This window comes from Streptomyces mayteni (assembly GCF_054783955.1).
Genome location: NZ_BAAGPR010000051.1, coordinates 1 through 17609, shown reverse-complemented (window position 1 = coordinate 17609; position 17609 = coordinate 1). Strand labels below are relative to the sequence as shown.

Below are 17609 nucleotides of genomic sequence, written 5' to 3'. Positions count from 1 at the left end.
GGGTCACGGCTCTTCGCGCAGCACGCCGCGGGTCCTGTGCAGGTCGCACTCCGACTCGCGGCCGCTGCTGGCTATGGTGCGCAGCGCCTGCCGCGCCTGCCCAGGCGCGCGGTCGAGCACCCGCCCCGCCGCCTCCGCCTGCACCACCATGCCGGCCACCCGGTGCCCGGTGATGTCGTACATCTCCCGGCAGATCTCGGCGCGTTGGGTGGCCAACGCCTCCTCCCGCCGGGCCGCGTCGAGCCGGAGCGTGGTGTCGGCGCGCTCCGCCAGCTGGTGGTGGTAGCAGCGCCGGAACCGCGCCCGGTAGCCGAGGGCCCAGCAGAGGCTGAACGGCAGCAGCATCGCCACGGCCAGCTGGGTCGCCGCCCCGACCGGCATGTCGTCCCTGGCGATGGACCAGGCCGCGGCGAGCACCGAGGCGCTGAGGCCGCCGGCCAGCGCGAGGCCCATCGCCCAGGGCGCCCCGTGGACCGCGACGGTGGAGACCACCGCGTACAGCGCCGGCGCCGTGGCCAGGAGACCGTTCTCCAGCACCACCTGGACCACCCAGGCCGCCAGCGCCACCAGCAGCGTCAGCTCCGGCATCCGCCGCCGCAGCGCCAGCGCGGCGGTCATCGCCAGCGCCAGCGGCACCGCCTCCAGGAGGTCGACGCCGCGCAGCTTCTCGTCCACCGCGATGTTGAACACGCAGAGCACGAGCAACAGCAGCGCCAGCCAGGCGTCGACCGGGTCCACCCGGCCCACCCGGTCGTGCCGACCGGCGCCGCTCCGCCGCCCTCCGAGATCCCGAAGCGCCCAGTCCATGCGGGCAAGCCTAAGGCCGCCGCCCACGAGCCGAGTCGAACCGGTGGAGTATTCCGCGGCCCGGAAGATCACCTCCGAGGCGGAGGCGCCCCCACCCCCGAGGTCGCATCCTCGATGAGGGACGACACCCCTCCGCCCCGGACCGTCGACGGAGCGTGACGGGTTGTCACCCCCATCATCTACAGTGACGAGACGTAACTGGGAGGTCCCCGTGGCCGAGCCGTCCGCCCGTGACGAGAAGCCCTACCGCCGGTCCCCGCTGTCCGGGCTCCGCCCCGCCTCCTTCGGCGCCGAGCCGTCAGGGGAGCGCCTGGTGCGGATCCGCAGCTCCCCGCAGTTCCGGGACGGCGCCTTCCGCAACGAGCGGCCCACCCGCACGCTGCGGGCCCGGGAGGCGCTGCCGCTGGTGCGCGCGTCCTTCCGCCGCGATCTGTGGGCGCGCCGCACCCCGACCGCGCCGCCGCCCGTGGTGCGGCCCGCCCTCGTCGAGCCGGGCGGCGAGCCGGCCAGCGGGCTGCGGATCACCTGGCTCGGGCACGCCACCGCGCTGGCCGAGATCGACGGCCACCGGGTGCTGTTCGACCCGGTGTGGGGGGAGCGCTGCTCGCCCTTCGGCTTCGTCGGCCCGCGCCGGCTGCACCCGACGCCGCTGTCCCTCGGTGAGCTTGGCCGGCTGGACGCAGTGGTCGTCTCCCACGACCACTACGACCACCTGGACATGCCCACCATGCGGGCGCTGGCCGCGGCCGACACGGTGTTCGTGGTGCCGCTCGGGGTGGGGGCGCACCTGGAGCACTGGTCGGTGCCGGCCGAGAAGGTCGTCGAGCTCGACTGGCACGAGTCCACCAGGGTGGGGGAGCTGACGCTGACGGCAACCCCGGGCCAGCACTTCTGCGGCCGCGGCCTGCGCAACCAGGGCGCCACCCTGTGGGCCTCCTGGGCGGTGGTCGGCCCCCGGCACCGGGTCTTCCACAGCGGGGACACCGGATACTTCCCCGGCTTCGCCGACATCGGGGCCGCGCTCGGCCCGTTCGACGTCACCATGATGCAGATGGGCGCCTACAGCCCCGAGTTCTGGCCGGACGTGCACATGACGCCCGACGAGGGCGTGCGGGCGCACCTCGACCTGTCGGGCGGCACCCCGCGCGGGGTGCTGCTGCCGATCCACTGGGCCACCTTCAACCTGGCCCCGCACCCCTGGGAGGAGCCGGCCGAGTGGTCCGTCCGCGCGGCGCGCGCGGCCGGCGTCTCGGTGGCGGTGCCCAGGCCGGGCGAGTCCTTCGAGCCCACCCAGGACCTGCCGGTCCGTCCGTGGTGGCGGGCGCTGGCCAAGCCCGCGCCCGAGGCAGCGGCCGCTGCCTCGGGCGCGCCCGGCCGGGAGGGCGGCGGCGAACTCGCCGCGGAGCGCGCGCCCCGGCCCGTGGAGCACTGAGGCGGTTTCCCGCCCCAGGTCAGCTCGGCGCGCGCAGCGGGTCGTGCCCCAGCGCCATCAGCCGGTAGCGCCACGCCGGCTCCGGCAGTTCGGCCCTGGGGCCGGCCTCCCGCTCGTCCCGCACCGCCGCCACCACGTCCCGCATCAGTGCGACGTCGGCGTCGGTGAGATCCATCTGCCGCTTCCTGAGAATCCCGAGTACGCCCCGGCCGCGGGCCGGCCCCGCGTGGTCGGGGATCTCCTCGCTGTCCTCGCCCGCGCTGCTGGTCCGCAGCCAGGCCGCGAGCTCCGGGGACGTCATGTTGACGGCGGAGTGGAAGTCGGTCCACAGCGCCTCGAGTTCCAGCGCCTCGATGTCGGCCATGGTGAGCCTCCCGGGTAGTGGGTATGTCGGATTCGGCCGCCTGCGCGCCGGTTCAGCCGGCCGAGCCGCGTGCCGTCGCGCGCACCTCGTCGGCGAGGCCCCGGTTCAGCGACACCCGCACGAGCCCCGCGGCGAGGCGTGGCAGTTCCTCCTCGCTCACCAGCCCGCTCAAGGTCTTCGGGGTCCGCGGCAGGCCGACCCGCTCGGCACCGGCCCGCACCCGCTGGTCCACCCGTGGCGCGTACTCGGGCCAGACGGCCTGCGCCTCCCGGAGGAAGATGTCCACCCCCACCGGGCCGATGCCGGGGAACTGCCGCAGCGACTCCCCGGCGTCCCCCTCGTCGCGCAGCCGGCGCAGGTCACCGCCGTACCGTTCGAGCAGCAGCCGCGCCTCGTTCCCGAGCTGGGTCGCGGTCCGTTCGTCGTAGCGCCGGTAGTGGCCCACGCCAAGCGCGTCGACCCGCTGCTGCCAGGTCGCGTCCGCCATGTGGCGCGGGTCGCGCATCCCCGCCTCGAACAGGGCCCGGGCCGCCGCCACGGCCACCCCGGCGCTGATCCGCGCGGACAACAGGTGCGAGAGCACCAACAGCTGGTAGAGCGCCGCCGGACTGTTCCGCAGCCGGATCCCGGCCTGCTCGGCGTAGGTCTCCCCACACCGGTCGACGACGGCGCGCGCGGTCCGCTCGGTCCGCTCGGTCATGCCAGTCCACCTCCGCAACGAGACTCGCGGACCTGGCGGGTTCCCTGCGGGGCCGAACCGAAACGGGTCGCTCCGCGGGAGGTGCGGATGGGTATCCGCGGGCCGGCTGTGGCTGGCCGCGCAGTTCCCCGCGCCCCTGACGGGGCGCCGTGCTGCACGTTGCGGGGAATGCTCCCCGCCGCGCAGCGGCTCGGCGGCACCGTCATCGGTGATGCCGCGTTGGCCGCGCTCGAACCGCCGCACTGCAGTGTCACCATCGGCGAGGGCCGGCACCTGCTGATCGATCCGGCGGAGCCGGTCCGCTACGGCAATCACTCCTGCGAGCCCAACCTCTGGCACGCGGACGCCGTCACCATCGTCGCCCGGCGCGACATCGCCACCGGCGAGGAGCTGACCAGCGACTACGCCACGCTCACCGGCGTCGAGGAGTGGGCCATGGACTGCCACTGCGGCAGCGGGCTGTGCCGCGGCCGGGTGACCGGCCGGGACTGGCGGTCGCCCGCGCTGCGCGCCGCCTACGGCCGGCACTGGACCCCTCCGCTGCTCGATCGGATCGAGGCGGGCGGAGGGGTCCGGTAGTGCGTCGGGTCAGTCGGCCGCCGGCAGCGTGAGCGAGCCGGCGCCCGGCTCGGCCGGCACCGGGTCGGCGTAGCCGAGGGGGCCGGCGAGCTGGACCCGCCAGGGTCCCGCCGCGCCGTCCGCCGTCACCGTGACGGTGTCGCCGTCCCGGCGGGTGCGGAAGGTGGCCGGCGTGCCGCCGCCCGGCGTCGGGACGACGGTCACCGTCTCCACGCCGTCGGCCGGCGCGTGCACCCGCAGCGTCACGCCGTCCGCCCACGCGTACTCGGGGGAGTCCTCCCCGGCGCCGAACGGGATCACCGAGCCAGGCCTGGCCAGCAGCGGCAGGCTGTCGAAGCCGAACCGCTCCCGCCGCCAGCCGGGGCCCGTGACCCGCTCACCGCTCAGCAGGTGCGTCCAGGTGCCCTCGGGCACGTAGTACTCGACGGTGCCGTCCTCCGAGAACACCGGCGCCACCAGCACGTCGCCGCCCAGCATGTACTGCCGGTCGAGCACGTGGCACGACGGATCGTCGGGGAACTCCAGCAGCATCGCCCGCATCACCGGGGTGCCAGAATCGCGCGCCTGCTCGGCGGCGCGGAACAGGTACGGCATCAGCCGGTGCTTCAGCCGGGTGAAGTCCCGGGTGACGGCCACCGCCTCGTCGTCGTAGTCCCACGGCACCCGGTAGGAGTTGCTGCCGTGCAGCCGGCTGTGCGACGAGAGCAGGCCGAACTGCACCCAGCGCTTGAAGACCGCCGGCGTCGGCGTCCCCTCGAAGCCGCCGATGTCGTGGCTCCAGAAGCCGAAGCCGGAGAGCCCGAGCGAGAGCCCGCCGCGCAGCGACTCGGCCATCGCGTCGAACGTCGACTCGCAGTCGCCGCCCCAGTGCACCGGGAACTGCTGCCCGCCGGCGGTCGCGGAGCGGGCGAACAGCACCGCCTCGCCCTCGCCCCGCGAGTCGGTGAGCACCCGGAACACCGTCTCGTTGTAGAGCTGGGTGTAGTAGTTGTGCATCAGCGACGGGTCCGAGCCGTCGTGCCAGACCACGTCGGTCGGCACCCGCTCCCCGAAGTCCGTCTTGAAGCAGTCGACGCCCTGCCCGACCAGCGCCCGCAGCTTCCCGGCGTACCAGTCGCACGCCTCCGGGTTGGTGAAGTCCACCAGCGCCATCCCGGCCTGCCACATGTCCCACTGCCACACGTCGCCGTTGGCCCTGCGCACCAGGTAGCCGAGGCGCCTGGCCTCCGCGAACAGCGGCGACTTCTGCCCGATGTAGGGGTTGATCCACACCGAGATCCGCAGCCCGCGCTCCTTCAGCCGGGCCAGCATCCCCTCCGGGTCGGGGAAGACCGCCGGGTCCCAGGTGAAGTCGCACCACTGGTACTCGCGCATCCAGAAGCAGTCGAAGTGGAAGACGCTCAGCGGGATGTCGCGCTCGGCCATGCCCTGGACGAAGCGGGTGACCGTGGCCTCGTCGTAGTCCGTGGTGAAGGACGTCGACAGCCACAGGCCGAACGACCAGGCCGGCGGCAGCGCCGGCCGGCCGGTCAGCGCCGTGTAGCGGTCCAGGATCTCCCGTGGCGTGGGCCCGTAGATCACCAGGTACTCGACCGACTGCCCCTCGACGCTGAACTGCGCCTGCCCCACCGACTCCGAGCCCAGCTCGTACGAGACCAGGCCCGGGTGGTTGACGAAGACGCCGTAGCCGCGGTTGGTGAGGTAGAACGGGACGTTCTTGTACGCCTGTTCGCTGGCCGTGCCGCCGTCCGCCTGCCAGACGTCCACGCTCTGGCCGTTCTTGGTGAACGGCGTGAACCGCTCGCCGAGGCCGTACACCAGCTCGCCGACGCCCAGCGACAGCTGCCCGACCGAGAAGTGCCGCCCCTCGTCCGTGACGAAGCCGGTGCCGCGCGACCCTGCCGAGGTCAGCACCCGCCCGGCGGCCGTGAAGTCGAGCCGCCACGGCGCGTCCGTGTCGACCCGCAACGACAGCGGGCCGCTGGACAGTTCGAGGACCGAGCCGTCCGCCGAGGTCTTACCCGCGTGCCCCGGCTCGGAGTTCAGCCGGAACCGCGGCCCCGGGTCCTCCTCGCCCTCGTGGTGCACGGACCGCACGCCGATCACGCCCTCGGCGGGCGAGAAACACTCCACGGTCAGCAGCGGGCTGTTGAGCGTCTGGCCACGGCGCTCCACCCGCCGCACCGCCGCGTACAGGGTGAGCCGGTCGTCATCGACGCGGGCGTCGGCGATCTGCTTGGCCCAGGACGCCTGGACGCCCTCGCGCATCAACCAGTAGCCGTCGGTGAACTTCAAGGCATCTCCTGCTTCTTGTGGTTGGCGATCATGTCCCGGTACCAGTGGTAGCTGTCCTTGGGGAGGCGTTCGAGGGTGTCGTAGTCGACCCGCACGATGCCGAAGCGCTTGTCGTAGCCGTACGCCCACTCGAAGTTGTCCATCAGCGACCAGACGTAGTAGCCGCGCACGTCGACGCCCGCGTCGATCGCGTCGGCCAGCGCGTGCAGGTGGTCGCGCAGGTACGCGACCCGGTCGGCGTCGTGCACCTCGCCGTCCGCCGCCACCTCGTCGGCCTCGGCCGAGCCGTTCTCGGTGATGACCACCGGCGGCAGCGTCGGATAGCGCCCGGCCAGGTCCGTCAGCAGCCGGGTGAACGTGTCGGGCACCACGGGCCAGCCCATCGTGGTGTGCCGCACGTCGTCCCGCCAGGTCTCCTCGGCCCGGATGTCCACGGCGGTGCGGGTCGCCGGGTCCGGGTCGCGGTGCGGCGCGTCGGTGACGGTGATCGGCCGGTAGAAGTTGACGCCCACGAAGTCCAGCGGGGCGCCGATCAGGTCCAGGTCGCCGGCCAGGCGCCACGGACCTTCGGCCAGCCCGCCCCAGGTCTCCGCCTCGTGCTCCGGGTAGCGGCCGGCGAGCAGCGGGTCGAGCCAGACCGCGTTGTGCAGGGTCTCGGCCCGCCGTACCGCCCCCAGGTCCGCCTCGGAGTCGGTGGCCGGCAGCAGCAGGTCCGGGTTGAGCGCGATGCCGACCTCGTCGACGCCCGCCTCCCGCAGCACCCGCACCGCGAGCCCGTGGCCCACCAGCAGGTGGTGGGCGGCGGCCAGCGCGCCCCGGCCCTCCCGCGCGCCCGGCGCGTGCCGGCCGATCGCGTAGCCCACGAACGCCGAGCAGAACGGCTCGTTGAGGGTCATCCAGCGCGGCACCCGGTCGCCGAGCCGCTCGACGACCAGCGCCGCGTACTCCGCGAACCGCTCCGCCGTCTCGCGCACCCGCCAGCCGCCAAGGTCCTCGAGCGCCTGCGGCAGGTCCCAGTGGTAGAGCGTCGCGGCCGGCGCTATCCCGGCGGCGAGCAGCTCGTCCACCAGCCGGTCGTAGAAGTCGAGCCCCGCCTGGTTGGCCGCGCCCGAGCCGGTCGGCTGGATCCGCGGCCAGGCCACCGAGAAGCGGTAGCTGTCCGCGCCCAGGTCGCGCAGCAGCCCGACGTCCTCGCGGTAACGGTGGTAGTGGTCGCACGCCACGTCCCCGGTGGCGCCGTCCGCGACGCGGCCCGGCTCACGGCAGTAGGTGTCCCAGATGGACGGGCCGCGACCGTCCTCGTCGTACGCCCCCTCGATCTGGTAGCTGGCGGTGGCGGCGCCGAAGAAGAACCCCTGCGGGAAGCGGGGGAACCCCGACGTGGCGGGCCCCCGGGCGGTTGTCGTCTCGTTGGCAGTCATATGCGATGGCCGGCCTTGCTCTACTTGACGGATCCGCCGGCGATCCCGGCGGCGATGTACTTCTGTGCGACGACCAGCAGTATCGCCGCCGGGATGGCGGACAACACGGCGGTGGCCATCACCGCGCCCCAGTCGCTGACATGGGCGCCGATGAACTGATAGATGCCCAGCGTCACGGGGCGCACGTCGTCCGTCGTGTTCAGCGTCAGCGCGAAGATGAAGTCGGCCCAGGCGAAGAGGAACGCGAACAGGCCAGAGGTGATCAGCGCGTTGCGGCTCATCGGCAGCACGATGCGGACGAAGGCGGTGAACCGGTTGGCGCCGTCCACCATCGCCGCCTCGACCACCTCGGTCGGGATCGACACCATGAACGCCCGCAGCAGCACGATCGCGAACGGCAGCCCGAGCGAGGCGTCGGCGAGGATCAGCCCCAGATAGGAGTTGACCAGGCCGAGCTCCGCGTACGCGCTGTAGAGCGCGTTCGCCACCACGATGCCCGGCACCATCTGGGTGATCAGCGTGCCGAACACGATGCCCCGGCTGCCCCGGAGCCCGAACTGGGCCAGACCGTAGGCGGCCGGCGCCGCCAGCGCCAGACAGACCACGACCGCGCCGAGCGACACCACGAGGCTGGTCACCAGCGAGCCGCCCTGACTGTCCAGCGCCGCCGAGAAGTTCTCGAAGCTCGGCGAGGTCGGGAACAGGTCGGCCGAGGCGATGCTGGAGTGCGGCTGGAGCGAGGTGGAGACCATCCAGTACACCGGGAACAGCATCACGGCCAGGATCAGCAGCGCGGCGGCCGTGTTCCAGGCGCGGCGTGCCCGGGAGCGGGCGGGGGAGCCGTGCACGGGAGTGCGAAGCATCGCCGTCACCTTCCCTGCGGGTTGTCGCTGCGGTTGATCCGCAGGTACAGCACCGCGAAGACGGCGCTGATGAGGATGAGGACGTTGCCGACGACCGCGCCCTGGCCGAAGTCGAGCTGGAGGAACGACAGTTGGTAGGTGAGCGTGCCGAGCGTCTGCGTCGAGTCGGCCGGGCCGCCGCCCGTCAGCGCCAGGATCAGGTCGAGGATCTTGATCGTCGACATGAAGCCGAGCACCAGCACCACCGTGACCACCGGGCGCAGCATCGGCAGCGTGATGGAGCGGAACGTCCGCCACGGCCCGGCGCCGTCCAGCGCCGCCGCCTCGTACAGCTCGCGCGGGATCTCCTGGAGCCCGCCGTAGAGGATCACCATGTTGAACGGGATGCCGATCCAGATGTTCACCAGGATCGCCGACAGCAGCGCCACGCTCGGGCTGCTCAGCCACGACACCCCGTCACCCGACAGGTGGAGCGTCTCGAGGAAGCTGTTCAGGATCCCGTGGTCCTCGTCCATGATCCGCCGCCAGACCACGGCCGACACCACCATCGGCACCAGCCACGGCAGCAGCAGCACGGCCCGGATCACGCCGGAGAGGTGGAAGCGGCGCGAGAAGAACACCGCGAGGGCGAGGCCGATCGTGAACTGGCCGACCAGCGAACCCACCGTGAACAGGATCGTCTGCCACAGCGCGTCGCCGAACAGCTCGTTGTCGAGGACCCCGCGCCAGTTGTCCAGGCCGTTGAACGGCGCCTCGCCGGTGAAGTACGTCCGCGGCGTGAACTCCTGGAAGCTCATCAGCACGTTGCGGACCAGCGGATAGCCGAAGAACGCCAGCAGGTAGAGCAGCGCGGGCGCGACGAAGAGCCACTGGTAGAGCCGGCGCCGGCCGGCCCCGGAGCGGGAGGCCACGGCGCGCCGCTCGGGCGCCCGGTCCTCCGTGGGAAGGGAGGTGATCGTCATGGCGTCGTCCTCACTCTCCGGCCGAGGCCTGGCTCTGGGCCGCGTCCAACGCCTGCTCTGGCGAGGACCTGCCGGTCAGCACGGACTGGAAGGCGCCGGCCAGCGCGTCGCCGACCACCGGCCAGCGGGTGCCGACCTCGGCGGTGCGTGAGCGCGCGGTGAGCACCAGGTCGGCGAACGGCGCCAGCTTCGGGTTCTCCTCGCGGTACGCCTGCGCGGCCTCCGCCCTGGTCGGCACGTTGTTCACGCGCTCGCCCCAGGCCAGCTGGTTCTCCTCGGAGTTGAGGCAGCTCAGGATGCGGCCCGCGTTGCTCACCCGCTCGGGGTCGTCGTCGTTGCGCGGCACCGTCATCACGGTGCCGCCGATCGGCGGCACCGGGTCCTGGCCGGCCTGCGGCACCGGGATGCTGGCGACCGCCCAGTCGACGTCGTCCTGACCGTCGAGCACCGGCACCTGCCAGGGGCCGTTGATCATCATCGCGGCCCGGCCGGAGATGAACTGGTCGTTGACGTCCTGCTGGTTCCAGTTGACCACCGAGCGGGAGGCGGAACCGGCGTCGACCAGGTCCTTCCACAGCTGGAGCGCCGGCACCCCGGCGCCGTCGTCCAGGTGGGCCTCGTCGCCGCCGGCCGACCAGAAGAACGGCAGGAACTGGTAGACGCCGTCCGCGTTGGGGCTGGCGCTGAACGCCATGCCGTAGGTGTCGCCCTGGGTGAGCGCGGCGGCGGTGGTCTCCAACTCGTCCCAGGTGGTGGGCGGTTCGAGGCCGGCCTCGGCCAGCAGGTCGACGTTGTAGATCAGCGCGAGCGAGTTCACCGAGCGGGCCACGCCGTACTGGGCGCCGTCGAAGGAGCCCAGGGAGTTGGCGCTGTCCGAGAACACCGAGGTGTCGACGCCGGCCTCCCCGATCGGCAGCAGCCCGTCGGTCTCGGCGAACTGCGGCACCTGCGAGCCGTCGAGCTCCAGGATGTCGGTGAGCGAGTCGGACGACGCCATCCGCAGCGCCTTGGACGCGACCTGGTCGGCCGGCACGCTGATCTGCTCGACGCGCAGGCCGAGCGGCTCGGCGCACCGGTCGAAGAAGTCCTGGTTGGCCTCGTGCTCCGCCGTGTCCGTGGCCGAGTTGAGCACGGTGACCGTGTCCGGTTCTGGCTGCGCGGCACAACCGGTGAGCCCGAACGCGGCCATGGCACCCGCCATGGTCAACGCCGCGGCGGGCACCGGTATGCGCCGCGCTCTCGATCGTATGGGCCTGGATCGCATGGGCTTGGTGGTCTCCGTTTCACGACACTGTGGTGGATCAGCGGGAGGGGGACGGCTTGGCGATGACGGGCCCCGGGGCCATCCCCGGGGACATCAGCTCGTGCGGCGCGGGAACCCCCGGCTCGCCCTGGGCGCCGATCGCTTGGACCGCGAGCTGGGCGACGGCGGCCGCCATCTGGCTCACGGGCAGGTCGATGCGGGGCAGCGTCATCAGCGACGGCTCGTCGGGGATGCTGCCGACCAGCACCACGGCCAGGTCGTCGGGCACCCGCAGGCCGAGCGCGGCGATCTCGTCGAGCAGCAGGGGCAGCGGGATCAGGTGCTGGACCACCAGCGCGGTGGGCGCCGGCCGGGCCGCGAGCACGTCGCGCAGCCTGGCCCGCAGCAGCTCGGGGTCCGCGGTCGACGGGTGCACGCGGACGTCGGCGCCGGTCTCCCGGGCGGCGGCCCTGGCCCCGTCCAGGCCGTGCATGGCGTAGCCGCGGCGGGCCGCGATCTCGTGCTCGGCCGAAGCCCAGAAGACGATCCGCTGGTGGCCGGCCGCGACGCACTCCCGCACGGCGAGGGCGACGGCCGCCTCCCAGTCGAGGTCCACCCAGGGCACCTCGGTCTCGTCGCGCTCGTCGCCGTGGCCGAGCAGCGCGGTCGGGAAGTCGAACTCGCGGAGCGCGACGACGCGGGGGTCCGCCTCGCGGACGGCCATCAGGATCGCCGCGTCGGCTAGCCCGCTGCGGGCGATCCGGCGCAGCCCCTCGACGCCGTCGGGCTCGGTCATCATCAGCACGTCGTAGCCGTGGCTCCGGGCCGCGTCGCTGATCTCGATGGCGAACCGGCCGTCCATCGCCCGGTACTTCCCCGGCTCCCGCGGCACGGCGAGCACCAGCACCTCGCTGCGGGCGCTGCGCAGCGTGCGCGCGCTGGCGCGCGGGTGGTACCCGAGTTCGGCGATGGCCTCCTGCACCGCGCTCCGGGTCCGGTCCGAGATCTTGCGGGAACCGCTGAGGACGTAACTCACGGTGCTCGGGGCGACGCCCGCGCGCTCCGCGACATCCTTGATCGTGACCATTCCCGCTCCTTCGCGGTGCCCTGCCCGTACCTACGGTGCGTTGTCGAATCGATTCGTCGAATCGATTCGATCGTGTGGACGGGATGTTAAGCGGGGGTAAGCGGCGCGGGCAAGAGTCCTGGACCGGGAACTTTCCGTGCGTCCGCCGCTGCGCGGCGTACCCGCCGTCGCGCCGTCCTACGGCGCTCCGTACCGGGTCGCGATCGCGGCGGCGCGGTCGCGCAGGGAGCTGCGCAACCACGGCGGGTCGAGGGCCTCCGCGTCCGTGGCCAACTGCCACAGCGCCCACTCGGCGTGCCGCGCGTCCTGGAAGGTCACCCCGAGCCGCAGCCAGCCGTCCGCGTCCGGCTCCTCGGTGACGACGGCCAGCGCGGTGGCCACCAGTTCCGCGCGCCGCGTCGGGTTCAGCCGCACCAGCACGGCGACCTGATCGCCGCCGGCACGGAACCGCGTGCTGCGTTCCCGCCAGGCCCGGTCGAGATCCACCCGGTCGGGACGGTGTGCCGGTTCGTCGAGTTCCTCGGCGGCCAGGACGCGGGACAGCCGGTAGGTGCGGTCCGCGCCCGACCTCGTCGCCAGCAGGTAGCCCTGGCCGCGGACGGTGACCAGGCCGACCGGGTCCACGGTGCGCCACTTCGGGGTCTGGTCGACGGCCGCGTACCGGATGCGCAGCCGGTGTCCCGCGAACACCGCGCGCCGGATCTCGGCCACCACGGCGTCCGGCACCTCCTCGGCCGACACCCGACGCGAGAGGAGGTCGGTCTCCGGGTCGATGAGCAGCCGCCGCGCCGCGCCGGCCGCGGTGTCCCGATGGCCTTCCGGCAGCGCGTCGACCACCTTGAGCATGGCCGAGGCGAGCGCCGAGCCGAGGCCGAACACCTGCGCGCCACGCCGCGATCCGGCGACCAGCAGGGCGAGCGCCTCGTCGTGGTTCAGCCCGGTGAGCTCCGTCTGGAAACCGGGCAGCAGCGCGAAACCGCCGTGCCTGCCGCGTTCGGCGTAGACGGGGACGCCGGCGGCGGACAGCGCGTCGATGTCCCGCAGCACGGTGCGGGTGGACACCTCGAGCTCGCGGGCCAGCGTGGTCGCGGACAGCCGACCGCGCTGGCGGAGCAGCAGTACCAGCGAGACCAACCGGTCGGCGCGCATCCGAGAACCGTATCCGAATACACGACACAGGATGTCGTGCTTTCGTTGCGAGGCTCTCCACACGACGTCCGAGGCGGGCGGGCACCGCGCCGGTGGGCGCGGGCACGCCCCACGAATCGAATGGAGCCGATGTGGCGATGGAACGAACGGCGGTCAACCCGGTGACGTGGTCGACGGAGCTGGGATTCAACCAGGGGGAGGTCGTCTCCGGGCACACCCGCACCCTGTACTGCTCGGGGCAGACCGCGATGAGCCGGGAGGGCAAGCCCCAGCACGAAGGGGACCTGGCGGCCCAACTGGCGCTGAGCGTCGACAACCTGGAGGCCGTGCTCGGCGAGGCCGGCATGTCCCTCGCGAACCTCGTCCGGCTCAACGTCTACACCACCGACGTCGATCTGCTCTTCCAGCACTACGGCGTGCTGGCATCGCGGTTGGGGGCCGCCGGGGTGGCGCCGACCACCACGATGCTCGGGGTGACGCGGCTGGCGATCCCGGGCCAGCTGGTCGAGTTGGAGGGGACCGCCGTCGCCTGACGTGACCCCGCCGCCGCTCGGCAGTGCCGGCGGCCGGCGGGTGGGTCAGCGGCTCCAGTGGCCGCCGAGGGCCGGGCCAAGCCAGCCGCGGGCGCGCTCCCGGAAGGCGCGCGGCGCCAGCCCGCCGGCGCCGGCGGGGAGGACGCCGAGGAGGGGCGCCTCCGCGACGGACGGCAGGTCGTCGAGGTTGCAGCGGGCCGCCAGGTCGGGCTCGGCCGGCCAGCTGCCGACGAGTACGCCGGGGCAGGCCAGCCGCCTGGCGCGCAGCGCCTCGGCGGTCAGGGCCGTCGTGTTGAGGGTGCCGAGGCCGGCCGTCGTCACCACGAGGACGGGCGCGTCGAGCCGGCTCGCGGCGTCGGCGAGGGTGTTGCCCGACTCGTCGAACCACACCAGCAGGCCGCCGGCGCCCTCCACCAGCACCAGGTCGTGGTCCTCGGCCAGGGCCTCGGCGGCCTTGGCCACCTCGGCGGGGCCGACCGGCGGCAGCCCGGCCAGGCGGGCGGCCGTCGCCGGCGCCAACGGGTCGGGGTAGCGGGCGAGTTCGACGCCGGCGAGTGGGCCGGCGAGCCTGGCCACCTCGGCCACGTCGCCCGGCTGACCCGCCGTCAGCCCGGTCTGCGCCGGTTTCAGCACGGCCACCGAGCGCCCGGCGGCCCTGGCCACGGCCGCGATCGCGGCCGTGGCCACCGTCTTGCCGATCTCGGTGCCGGTGCCGGTGACGAACAGGAAGGCGCTGGTCATGGCGGAACTCCCCTCAGCCCGCTCGGGCCGCCGCGCACGCGGCCCGGCAGATCAGCGCGAGGTCCGCGTCGTCGGTCACGTACGGCGGCATCGTGTAGACGAGGTCGCCGAACGGCCGCAGCCAGACGCCCTCCGACACCGCGGCCGCCGTCGCCGCGGCCAGGTCCACCGGATGGTCGAGCTGCACCACGCCGATCGCGCCGAGCACCCGGACGTCCCGCACCCCGGGAAGCTCGGCCGCCGGCGCGAGGCCGCCCACCAGACCGGTCTCGATCCGCTTCACCTCCGCCGCCCAGTCCTGGGCGAGCAGCAGGTCGACCGAGGCGTTGGCGACGGCCGCGGCCAACGGGTTGGCCATGAACGTCGGGCCGTGCGCCAACACCGGGAACTCGCCGCGCGAGATGCCATCGGCGACCCGGGAGACGCACAGCGCGGCCGCCATCGACAGGTAGCCGCCCGTCAACGCCTTGCCCACGCACATCACATCGGGCGCGACGCCCGCGTGGTCGGCCGCGAACAGCACCCCGCCGGTGCGGCCGAAGCCGGTGGCGATCTCGTCGAACACCAGCAGCACGCCGTGTTCGTCGCACGCCTCGCGCAACACCCGCAGATATCCGGGGGAGTGGAACCGCATGCCGCCCGCGTTCTGCACCACGGGTTCGACGATCACCGCCGCCAACTCCGGCGCGTGGCGGGCGATCAGCTCGCGCAGTGACCGTGCGTAGCCCGGTTCCGGATCGGCGTCGAAGCCGGCCGGCGGAGCGTCCGCGAAGACCTGCGCGGGCAGCCCGCCCGACCACAGCCGGTGCATCCCGCCGTCCGGATCGCAGACCGACATCGGGTGCCAGGTGTCGCCGTGGTAGCCGCCGCGCCAGGTGAGGAGCCGTCGCTTGGCCGGCCTGCCGACGGAACGCCAGTACTGGAGGCACATCTTGATGGCCACCTCGACCGACACCGAGCCCGAGTCGGCGAGGAAGACGTGCTCGAGGGGCGCCGGCGTGATCTCGACGAGCCGGGTGGCGAGCCGCACCGCGGGCTCGTGGGTCAGCCCGCCGAACATCACGTGGCTCATCCGCTCCAGCTGCCCTCGCGCCGCGGCGTTGAGCACCGGGTGGTTGTAGCCGTGCAGCGCCGACCACCAGGACGCCATGCCGTCCACCAACTCGCGCTGCCCGTTGGCGGGTTCGGCGAGCCGCAGCCGCACCCCGGACGCCGACTCGACCAGCAGCGGCGCCGTCGCGCCGGGCATCGGGGCGTACGGGTGCCAGACGTGCCGCCGGTCGAGTTCCAGCAACTCCCTCGTCGTGTCGGGGATGTCGTCAGGCATTCGGCGGCACCCGGGTGCCGGCGCCGCGGCGGCGGACGGCGACCAGCTCGGCCCGGTGCGCCGGCAGCGTCCTGGTGTCCGCGCCCTCCACCTCGAAGCCGGCGTCCGCGATCATGTCCAGGTCCGCCTGGCCGGCCTGGCCCTCGCTGGTGAGGTAGTCGCCGAGGAAGACGGAGTTGGCCAGGTGCAGGGCGAGCGGCTGGAGCGATCGCAGGTGGATCTCCCGGCCGCCCGCGATCCGCACCTCGGCGTCGGGGTGGACGAAGCGCACCATCGCCAGGATCCGCAGGCAGCGCTGCGGGGTGAGGTCCCACCGCTTGGCGAGCGGGGTGCCCTCGAACGGGATGAGGAAGTTGACCGGCACCGAGTCGGCATCGAGCTCGCGGAGCGCGAAGACCACGTCCACCAGGTCCTCGTCGCTCTCGCCCATCCCCGCGATCACCCCGGAACAGGCCGAGAGACCCGCGGACTTGGCCCGCCGCACGGTCGACACCCGGTCCTCGAACCCGTGGGTGGTGCAGATGTCGCCGTAGGTCGCCTCGGCCGAGTTCAGGTTGTGGTTGTAGGCGTCGACGCCCGCCTCGCGCAGCCGGTCGGCCTGGCCGTCGGAGAGCAGCCCGAGGCACGCGCACACCTCCACGTCGGCGTGCCGCTCGCGGATGGCCGCGACCATGTCGGTCAGCCGGTTCACGTCGCCGTCCGTCGGGCCACGACCGCTGGCCACCAGGCAGACCCGCTTGGCGCCGCCCACCACCCCGGCGCTGGCCACGTCCGCCGCCTGATCCGGCTTCAGCCAGGTGTACTTGAGGATCCCGGCCCGGGAGCCGAGCCGCTGCGAGCAGTAGGAGCAGTCCTCGGGGCAGAGACCGGACTTCACGTTCACCAGGTAGTTGAGCTTGACGCGCCGCCCGAACCACCCGCGGCGCACCCTGCCGGCCGCCGCGACGACGTCCAACAGCTCCTCGTCCGACGTGGCCAGCACGGCCAACGCCTCCTCGCGGGTCGGCAGTTCACGGCTGAGCCCCTTGGCCACCAGGCTGTCGAGCAGGTCCATGGTGACGATCCTGGCGCAGCGGCGCCCCGCACGGCAAAGGAGGAAGTGCATAAAGCGTCACGGGGGACTGTGTCCACAGCCTCCTGTTTCAGGGGGCGGACGCGGGTTACGTTTTATGGGTACTCAACAATCCCAGGGGGGCGGCCGTGCGGGATGACCACTCGTCAGGACGCGTCTTCGACTGGCTCGACGCCGTCGCCGAGCGGCGCGAGCGCGCCGGCCTCACCCGTCGACTGCGCCCGCGCGCCGCCGAGTCCACCGTCCTGGATCTGGCCGGGAACGACTATCTCGGCCTCGCCCGCCACCCGGCGGTGGTCGAGGCGGCGGCCGAGGCCGCGCGCCGCTGGGGCGGCGGCGCCACCGGCTCCCGGCTGGTGACGGGCTCGACCGAGCTGCACGCCGAACTCGAAGCCGAACTCGCCGAGTTCTGCGGCTACCAGGCCGCCCTCGTCTTCTCCTCCGGCTACGCCGCCAACCTGGCCGCGCTCACCGCGCTCGGCGGCCGGGACGCGCTGATCGTCTCCGACGCCGGCAACCACGCCTCGCTGATCGACGGCTGCCGGCTCTCCCGCGCCGAGATCGCGGTGGTGCCGCACGCCGAGCCGGCCGCGTTCCGCAAGGCCCTCGACGGGCGGGACGGGCGGCGCGCGTTGGCCGTCTCCGACGCCGTGTTCTCGGTGGACGGCGACCTCGCCCCGCTCGGCGCGCTCGCTGCGACGTGCCGGGCGGCCGGCGCCGCGCTCGTGGTGGACGAGGCGCACAGCCTCGGCGTGCTGGGCGACGGCGGCCGCGGCGCGACGGCCGCCGCCGGCCTGGCAGGTGCGCTCGACGTGGTGGCCACGGTGACCCTCTCCAAGGCCCTTGGCAGCCAGGGCGGCGCCGTGCTCGGCCCGGCCCGGGTCATCGAGCACCTGGTCAACGCGGCGCGCACCTTCGTGTTCGACACCGGGCTCGCCCCCGCGGCCGCCGCCGCGGCGCTGGCCGCGCTGCGGCTGCTGCGCCGGGAAGTCGGAGGCCAAGCGGTCTTAGGAAGACAAATATGTCTGGCAACT

Annotated in this window: 17 protein-coding genes; 4 read left to right on the top strand and 13 right to left on the bottom strand. The window is 73.3% G+C overall.

Features of this window, described 5'->3' with window-relative positions:
• Positions 1-3: 3 nt before the first annotated feature.
• On the bottom strand, positions 4-807 hold the full coding sequence (locus ACYVPE_RS22040) for a DUF7134 domain-containing protein (protein WP_461035394.1): 804 nt from the start codon (positions 805-807) through the stop codon (positions 4-6).
• Positions 808-1018: 211 nt separating this feature from the next.
• Between ACYVPE_RS22040 and ACYVPE_RS22035 the strand changes: the two genes are divergently transcribed.
• The gene (locus ACYVPE_RS22035; RefSeq protein WP_461035393.1) at positions 1019-2239 is read left to right on the top strand and encodes an MBL fold metallo-hydrolase; all 1221 of its coding nucleotides are present in this window, start codon (positions 1019-1021) and stop codon (positions 2237-2239) included.
• Positions 2240-2258: 19 nt separating this feature from the next.
• Here ACYVPE_RS22035 and ACYVPE_RS22030 read toward each other — a convergent pair whose 3' ends face one another.
• Complete coding sequence (locus tag ACYVPE_RS22030) at positions 2259-2603, bottom strand: DUF3140 domain-containing protein (RefSeq protein WP_461035392.1); 345 nt, start codon at positions 2601-2603, stop codon at positions 2259-2261.
• A 52-nt stretch (positions 2604-2655) separates the two neighbouring features.
• Positions 2656-3303, bottom strand: coding sequence for an HhH-GDP family DNA glycosylase (locus ACYVPE_RS22025; protein ID WP_461035391.1), 648 nt, complete (start codon positions 3301-3303; stop codon positions 2656-2658).
• A 168-nt stretch (positions 3304-3471) separates the two neighbouring features.
• On the opposite strand from ACYVPE_RS22025, the gene ACYVPE_RS22020 reads away from it, so the two are divergent.
• Positions 3472-3882 (top strand): SET domain-containing protein-lysine N-methyltransferase, encoded by a 411-nt coding sequence (locus ACYVPE_RS22020; RefSeq protein ID WP_461035390.1) that lies wholly within the window; start codon positions 3472-3474, stop codon positions 3880-3882.
• A gap of 9 nt (positions 3883-3891) precedes the next feature.
• Here ACYVPE_RS22020 and yicI read toward each other — a convergent pair whose 3' ends face one another.
• From yicI to ACYVPE_RS21985, 7 genes are all read right to left on the bottom strand, one after another.
• A complete protein-coding gene (gene yicI, locus ACYVPE_RS22015) occupies positions 3892-6177 on the bottom strand; it encodes an alpha-xylosidase (RefSeq protein ID WP_461035389.1) in 2286 nt (761 codons plus the stop codon).
• Positions 6174-7598: a GH1 family beta-glucosidase gene (locus ACYVPE_RS22010; protein ID WP_461035388.1), complete on the bottom strand. Its 1425-nt coding sequence runs from the start codon at positions 7596-7598 to the stop codon at positions 6174-6176. Before ACYVPE_RS22010 ends, yicI begins: the two co-directional genes overlap by 4 nt.
• Positions 7599-7618: 20 nt before the next feature.
• Positions 7619-8461, bottom strand: a complete 843-nt coding sequence (locus ACYVPE_RS22005) for a carbohydrate ABC transporter permease (protein ID WP_461035387.1) — start codon at positions 8459-8461, stop codon at positions 7619-7621.
• Between the two features lie 5 nt (positions 8462-8466).
• The gene (locus tag ACYVPE_RS22000) at positions 8467-9423 is read right to left on the bottom strand and encodes a carbohydrate ABC transporter permease (protein WP_461035386.1); all 957 of its coding nucleotides are present in this window, start codon (positions 9421-9423) and stop codon (positions 8467-8469) included.
• Between the two features lie 10 nt (positions 9424-9433).
• Positions 9434-10612, bottom strand: a complete 1179-nt coding sequence (locus tag ACYVPE_RS21995) for a sugar ABC transporter substrate-binding protein (RefSeq protein ID WP_461035385.1) — start codon at positions 10610-10612, stop codon at positions 9434-9436.
• 112 nt (positions 10613-10724) lie between these two features.
• A complete protein-coding gene (locus ACYVPE_RS21990; RefSeq protein WP_461035384.1) occupies positions 10725-11753 on the bottom strand; it encodes a LacI family DNA-binding transcriptional regulator in 1029 nt (342 codons plus the stop codon).
• 177 nt (positions 11754-11930) lie between these two features.
• Positions 11931-12902, bottom strand: coding sequence for a helix-turn-helix transcriptional regulator (locus tag ACYVPE_RS21985; protein ID WP_461035383.1), 972 nt, complete (start codon positions 12900-12902; stop codon positions 11931-11933).
• Between the two features lie 137 nt (positions 12903-13039).
• Here ACYVPE_RS21985 and ACYVPE_RS21980 point away from each other — a divergent pair, with 137 nt between their 5' ends.
• The gene (locus ACYVPE_RS21980; RefSeq protein ID WP_461035382.1) at positions 13040-13435 is read left to right on the top strand and encodes a RidA family protein; all 396 of its coding nucleotides are present in this window, start codon (positions 13040-13042) and stop codon (positions 13433-13435) included.
• Positions 13436-13480: 45 nt separating this feature from the next.
• On the opposite strand, the gene bioD is transcribed toward ACYVPE_RS21980, so the two are convergent.
• From bioD to bioB, 3 genes are read right to left on the bottom strand one after another with little or no spacing between them, the layout of a single operon-like run.
• The gene (gene bioD / locus ACYVPE_RS21975) at positions 13481-14176 is read right to left on the bottom strand and encodes a dethiobiotin synthase (RefSeq protein ID WP_461035381.1); all 696 of its coding nucleotides are present in this window, start codon (positions 14174-14176) and stop codon (positions 13481-13483) included.
• Between the two features lie 13 nt (positions 14177-14189).
• Entirely contained in the window at positions 14190-15503 is a 1314-nt protein-coding gene (locus tag ACYVPE_RS21970; RefSeq protein ID WP_461035380.1) for an adenosylmethionine--8-amino-7-oxononanoate transaminase, read from the bottom strand.
• Complete coding sequence (gene bioB / locus ACYVPE_RS21965) at positions 15496-16557, bottom strand: biotin synthase BioB (RefSeq protein ID WP_461035379.1); 1062 nt, start codon at positions 16555-16557, stop codon at positions 15496-15498. Before bioB ends, ACYVPE_RS21970 begins: the two co-directional genes overlap by 8 nt.
• Positions 16558-16703: 146 nt before the next feature.
• Between bioB and ACYVPE_RS21960 the strand changes: the two genes are divergently transcribed.
• Positions 16704-17609 (top strand): aminotransferase class I/II-fold pyridoxal phosphate-dependent enzyme (locus tag ACYVPE_RS21960; protein ID WP_461035378.1); only part of this gene is annotated, 906 nt, incomplete at its 3' end.